Source organism: Pacificibacter sp., from assembly GCF_039769035.1.
Lineage (GTDB): Bacteria > Pseudomonadota > Alphaproteobacteria > Rhodobacterales > Rhodobacteraceae > Celeribacter.
This window is the reverse complement of sequence record NZ_JBDMZG010000159.1, coordinates 1-6,067: the sequence shown is the minus strand read 5'-3', so window position 1 is coordinate 6,067 and position 6,067 is coordinate 1. Positions and strand designations below refer to the sequence as shown.

The following is a 6,067-nucleotide window of genomic DNA, read 5'->3' as shown; positions in this document are numbered from 1 at the left end:
GAGGCAGTAGGCAACATCGACGGCTTCGTAAACCTCTGCGGTTTTATGAGCGAAGCAGAACCACTTGCAACCCATGCACCAGAGACTTGGGCAAGCCTGATTGACGGCAATCTGACCTCTGCCTTCTACGCCGCGCGGGCGTTTTCATCCCGCATCTCTGACGGCGGCGCGATGGTCCTAACGGGATCAGGCTTGGGCCACTTCGCCCGCCCCGGTTATGGAGCCTACGCCGTAGCAAAAGCTGGCATTGCGGCAATGACACGCCAACTCGCGTTAGAACTCGCCCCCAAATGCCGGGTGAATTGCGTTGCCCCGTCAGCTGTAAACACAGCCTTTTTGCGTGGAGGCACGGGGCGCTCTGATGAACAGCAAGCCGAGCGGCTGGACCGCGAGGCTTATGCCAAGACCATTCCATTGGGCCGGATTGCAGAGCCGCGTGACATTACCGGGCCAATCCAATTCCTGCTCTCGCCCGCCGCGGGCTACGTCACCGGGCAGGTACTTCAAGTCAACGGCGGGACGTACATGGGATGACCACAGCATGACATTCAACCTCCCCATCATCCCCCCAAGGCAAGTCACAGGACTGGCAGGCCAAGGCGCAAGCCGTGGGGGCGGCATTGAGATACCGATCTATTACCCGGCAACCGGACAGCAGATTTCGACATTGATCGAGGATGGTTCCGCTGCTGTAGCACAAGCCGTGGCCATTGCGCGAGACGCATTCGACAAAGGACCTTGGCCGCATCTCAGCGTTGAAAAGCGGATGGAGGTACTGGAAGCTTGCCGCACTAAAATTCTCGAAAACGTCGATGAATTGGCACGGCTGGAATGTGCGGCGACGGGCTTGGTCCTCAAGGAGCTCAAAGCGCGGCATATGGTGCGTGCCGCCTATAATTTTCGATTTTTCGCGGAATACATCAGCCAGTCCAAAGGCGAGGCCTACACCCAAACCGACAATTACATCACAACCGTCACACGCAGGCCCGTTGGCGTTGCCGCATTAATCGCGCCGTGGAACGCGCCTGTTGCCTTGGCCACGATGAAAATCGCGGCGGCATTGGCGTTCGGGAATACCTGCGTGCTGAAACCTTCCGAACAGACCCCACTTTCGCTCGCCCGCTTGGTCGCGCTGTTGAATGATGTACTGCCAGAAGGCGTGTTGAATTTGGTCAATGGCCGTGGCCCTGTGACGGGAGCGGCGTTGGTCGCCAACCCGGATGTCGATCTCATCAGCTTTACCGGCGGCACAGAAACTGGCCGTGCGATTATGTCTGCTGCGGGACAAAACCTTGTGCCTACAACGATGGAATTGGGCGGCAAATCGGCCAACATCATCTTTGCCTCCGCTGATATAGAGCGCGCGTTGGACGGGGCTTTGCAGGGGATATTTTCTAACAATGGTCAGCAGTGTTTGGCAGGCTCCCGCATCTTGGTCGAACGCAGTATGTTCGATGAATTCACAGCGCGATTTGCCGAACGTGCCAAGCGGATCAAGGTAGGAGACCCTTTGGATGATGCCACTGAAGTCGGTCCACTGGCATCCGCACCTCACATGAACCGGGTGCTGTCTTTTGCCAATATGGCGCGCGAGGATGGCGGGTCAGTCCTGACAGGAGGAACGCGTCGCGATGATCTTGGCGGTGGGTATTTCATTGAACCGACGGCAGTGCTGGCTACTTCAAATGCCGATCGCTGTGCGCAAGAGGAAATATTTGGCCCCTTCGCCACCTTCCTGCCGTTTGATGATATCGAGGATGCCGTCAGCATCGCCAATGACACCCAATTCGGTCTGGTCAGCTATATCTGGTCGTACCATTTGCCCACCGTCATGCAAACACAAACCCACCTGCGCTCAGGCGTTGTCTGGGTCAACACACCAATGATGCGCGAATTACGTGCGCCCTTTGGCGGGTTCAAATCCTCCGGCGTAGGCCGTGAAGGCGGTGCCTCTTGCGAGCGATTCTACACAGAAGAAGTCACAACATCGACACCGATCAAACCGGTGCAACTGCGCAGATTTGGCGCAGAAACGTAAGGACTGCGACAAGCGGTCACCAACCAACTGGGAGAGTTAAGATGAAGCATTTCAATAATCTACTGGCTGCCGCCGCCCTGTCCGCACTGGCCCTGCCCGCCACCGCACAAGAGATCATCAAGGTTGGCGCCTTTGTGGCTGAACAATCCACAGGTGTGGCAAAAGTCATCAAGCCGTGGATGGAAGCCGTAGCCACCGAAACCAATGACGTGAAAATGATGCCGTTTTGGGGCGGTACATTGGGGAAGAACCCGTTCAAACAATTCGAATTGGTGCAGAACGGTGTGGCCGATGTGACATGGGTCTTGCCGGGGTATACCGCTGGGCAATTCCCCGAAATGGGTGTTTTTGAACTGCCATTCCTGTTTCGCACGGCCGAAGAAGCCTCGGTTGTAGGTTGGAAACTGCACGAGATGGGATTGCTGACCGGGTTTGACGGCGTCCATTTGGTCGGCTTTTTCGCGGCCGAACCCAACGCGCTGTTTATGAAGAAAAAGATCGCCAGCCTTGATGATATCGCGAATATGAAAGTGCGCTCTGTTGGGTCGATCCATGCCAGTTGGCTGGAGAGCCTCGGTGCGGCCCCACAAACACTATCTTCGGCTGAAATGAACGAAGGCCTGAACCGCGGCACTGTCGACGGTGCGATCCAAGGTTGGACGGGGATGAAGACCTTCAAATCCCTGCCGTTGGTAGATCAGGCTTATGTTGTGCCAGCCGGTGCAATCCCGTTCTTGCTGCTGATGAACGAGGGCAAATGGAACAGCTTAAGTGCCGATGCGCAGACCGCGATCATGTCTCATGGCGGAGCCAAGATGGCGCAAATGGGTGGGGATGCATACACAGATGTTGGTGAAAGCATTCGCAAGGATGTCGTGGCAGAGGGCCGGATCGAAGTCGTAACGCCGGATCAGGCGACGATTGAGAAGTACGCAGGCAAAGCGAAGACCGTGCATGATGCGTGGATCGCAGCGACGCCAAATGGCCAAGCCGTCTATGACACGGCAGTCAAGCTCTTGGTCGAAATGCGCGGCGCCAGTTGATGAGCATCGCCATGACCCAAGCAAGCAAGCTTGATCGGTTCACACGCAATGTCGCCCTTGTCGGGTTTTGCGGGCTTGTGGTCATGGCGCTTTTAATCACATGGGACGGCTTTGCTCGATACTTGGGCGCCCCGCGCATCTCGGGGTTCTCGGACTACGGCGAAGTAGTGTTTCCTATCATCATCGCGTCTTGCTTTCCGGCAGGTTTACTCCGCCAAACCAATGTCACGGTACGCGTTTTTGGCACCATGGGCGGGTTTCGCGTGAACGCGGCGTTAGAGTTGTTTGGTGCCATTGTCACACTTGTTTTCTTCGGCCTGCTGGTTTGGCAATTTGTCTTGTTGGCTGGCCAATATAGCGATGGTGGCCGCACCACCCGTACCATAGGCTTGCTCCTTGCACCGTGGTTCTACGTCACCGTGGCGATAATGGCGATCTGTGTGCCGGTGCAAGCCTTCGTCTTTTATAGCTGGCTGCACGCTCTGATCTTTGGTGAAAAACCCGACATCATGGAGTTGCAGCATGACGAATTGGCGGACATCAAACCATGATATCTGATCCCATTACAACCGGGCTTTTGGGCCTCACCGCAATGTTTGTGCTGATCGTCTGCCAAGTGCCTGTTGGCATTGCGATGGGTGTGGTCGGCGTCATCGGCACAGGACTGATCATCGGCTTTGGCCCGGCCCTGACGTTGCTTGCAACCGAACCATCCGGCGCAATGGCCGCTGAAGGGTTAGCGGTTATTGCGATGTTCCTGTTGATGGGCAATCTCGCCCATGTCGGAGGCTTATCGGGCGAATTGTACAGGCTGGCCTACGTTTACCTTGGTCACAAGCGTGGTGGACTCATCTTTGCCACGGTTGGGGCATGCGCGGGATTCGGTGCCATCTGCGGCTCAAGCGTTGCAACCGCAGCAACCATGGCACGGATCGCATTGCCTGAGATGTTGAGCCGAGGTTACGCCAAGCCCCTGGCCGCCGGATCAATCGCGGCGGGTGGTACGCTTGGCATGATTGTGCCGCCCTCTGTTGTGATGATCCTTTATGCCATCTTGACCGAAAATAGCATTATCGCGCTGTTCCTCGCAGCCGTCATTCCCGGCTTGATGGCGGTGGTCTTCTACTTCGTCGCCGTTGCCATCGTCGTGAAACGCAACCCGGAAGTGGCCCCTTTGGGCAGGCAGGCAGACTGGGGCGAACGGCGGCGCGTGACAATGCAAAGCTGGGCAGTGGTTCTGCTCGCTTTCGTCGTTTCCGGCGGCATCTATTCGGGTGTTTTTACCGTCAGCGAAGCTGCCTCTGTCGGTGCTGCGGTTGCCCTACTACTTGCAATCTTTCGCAAACGCTTGACGCGCCCAAAGTTCCTCGCTGCCTTGGGCGATACGGCCAGCAACACTGGGCTGATCTTCGTCATTATCATTGGCGCATCAGTGTTTTCCTACTTTGCTACGCTGTCTGGCCTGCCATCCGCAACCGTTGATTGGATCGAAGGTCTTAGTCTGCCGCCGCTCATGGTGATTGGCTGCCTGATGATCTTCTATCTCATCCTTGGCTCTATCTTTGACACTATCGCCGCCATGGTACTAACCCTGCCTTTTGTCTATCCGCTGGTGGTCGGTATGGGCTATGATCCAATTTGGTGGGGCGTGATTAACATTGTCGTCATCGAACTGGGCATGATCACACCACCCATCGGCATCAATGTTTTCGTCCTGCACGGTATGGCCAAAGACCTGCCCCTGCGCACCATCTTTCGCGGCGTCATCCCGTTTGTGTTTGCGGATCTGGCGCGTCTAATCGTCCTAATCCTGTTTCCCGCACTCAGCCTATGGCTCCCAGGGGTGCTAGGATGGCTCTAATCGAATACGGCAGCAAGGGTCTGATGGGGGTTTTAACCCCGCAAGCCAATACGACGGTTGAGCCCGAGCTATGGGCGCTGATGCCCGCCCATATGTCGATTATAAACGCCCGGTTGACATCTGATAAAGACACCATCGAAGCGCGTCTAATTGATTATACCAAACGGTTTGAGAGCACTGCGACCCAGTTTGCCAACGCGCCAATCTCAGTCATCGCCGCCGCCTGCACCGGAGCCTCTTACTTGATCGGGGCAGAAGCCGAAGCTAAGATCGTGACACAGATGGAACGTAGCTATGGCGTCCCCTTCATCACCGCGGCTTTGGCCTCTGTCGCAGCCCTGCGCGTAATGAACGCCTGCAAGATCGCATTACTCAGCCCCTATCCTGACAGCCTGAACACTGCCTGTAAGCCGTATTGGGAAAGTTTTGGCTTCGAGGTTATCGCAAAAGCAGGCCCAAAGTTGGAAACCGACGCCTTCCATCCAATCTATGCGATGACAGATGGCGGGGTTTATAGGGCTTACGAACAGCTATCAGACAGCGGTGCAGACGCAGTTTTGATGTTGGGAACCGGTATGGCAACGTTGCGCCCATTGCTGGCAGGGCATGAGCAGGGATTGATGCCCGCGATCTCCTGCAACTTGGCTTTGGTTTGGGCGGCAGCGCAGGCGCGACATTGGGCAGACCTTGAAGACATGCACTTGGCTGGATGGCGGACTGGGCTGGCTTGGAGCGAGCGTTTGAACGTCTTATTCCCAAAAAAGTGACACCCCATATTCAGGATTCACGAGATTTCTCGTAGGAAAATGTATGGATATTCCAGACAGTGTCGTTATCAAACTAACGCGAGCACGCATCTTATTGCTAGCGCAGCCTAAATCTATGCGCTCAATAATTGACACCACTCAGTAAGAGCAGAGGTTAGATTGAGCTTAAAATGGTCTCGTGAGTAGAAGTGGCGCTCCTGATTGAAATGGTTGTGGACTGAAGAGTGGAAGGCAGCGAACTTTTGCAGACATCGGATCAAATCTATTCCACCAAAAACGAACTGGTACTAGATAACAACGATCGGTAATTTGCTTCTCTACATATTGTAAATCTGTCGTCTTTCATTATTTATCGCAG

General features: G+C 55.3%; 6 protein-coding genes and 1 pseudogene. 6 read left to right on the top strand and 1 reads right to left on the bottom strand.

The genetic code is table 11. The features are described from left to right. The 6 genes from ABF287_RS13720 to ABF287_RS13695 all read left to right on the top strand — a co-directional run. Positions 1-534, top strand: a 534-nt coding sequence (locus ABF287_RS13720; protein WP_347185566.1) for an SDR family oxidoreductase, incomplete at its 5' end; no start/stop codon positions are given. A 7-nt stretch (positions 535-541) separates the two neighbouring features. Continuing rightward, on the top strand, positions 542-2,038 hold the full coding sequence (locus ABF287_RS13715) for an aldehyde dehydrogenase (protein WP_347185565.1): 1,497 nt from the start codon (positions 542-544) through the stop codon (positions 2,036-2,038). A gap of 41 nt (positions 2,039-2,079) precedes the next feature. Continuing rightward, a complete protein-coding gene (locus ABF287_RS13710; protein ID WP_347185564.1) occupies positions 2,080-3,081 on the top strand; it encodes a TRAP transporter substrate-binding protein in 1,002 nt (333 codons plus the stop codon). Between the two features lie 11 nt (positions 3,082-3,092). Next, positions 3,093-3,632 carry a TRAP transporter small permease subunit gene (locus ABF287_RS13705; RefSeq protein ID WP_347185563.1) on the top strand — a complete coding sequence of 180 codons (540 nt, stop codon included), beginning with the start codon at positions 3,093-3,095 and terminating at the stop codon, positions 3,630-3,632. Next, positions 3,629-4,942: a TRAP transporter large permease gene (locus ABF287_RS13700; RefSeq protein ID WP_347185562.1), complete on the top strand. Its 1,314-nt coding sequence runs from the start codon at positions 3,629-3,631 to the stop codon at positions 4,940-4,942. The genes ABF287_RS13705 and ABF287_RS13700 overlap by 4 nt, the downstream gene beginning before the upstream one ends. Next, positions 4,933-5,709: a hypothetical protein gene (locus ABF287_RS13695; protein ID WP_347185561.1), complete on the top strand. Its 777-nt coding sequence runs from the start codon at positions 4,933-4,935 to the stop codon at positions 5,707-5,709. The genes ABF287_RS13700 and ABF287_RS13695 overlap by 10 nt, the downstream gene beginning before the upstream one ends. Positions 5,710-5,822: 113 nt before the next feature. On the opposite strand, the pseudogene ABF287_RS13690 reads toward ABF287_RS13695, so the two are convergent. Further along, positions 5,823-5,966 (bottom strand): annotated as a pseudogene (locus ABF287_RS13690) (IS6 family transposase); the annotation flags it as partial. Positions 5,967-6,067: the final 101 nt, after the last annotated feature.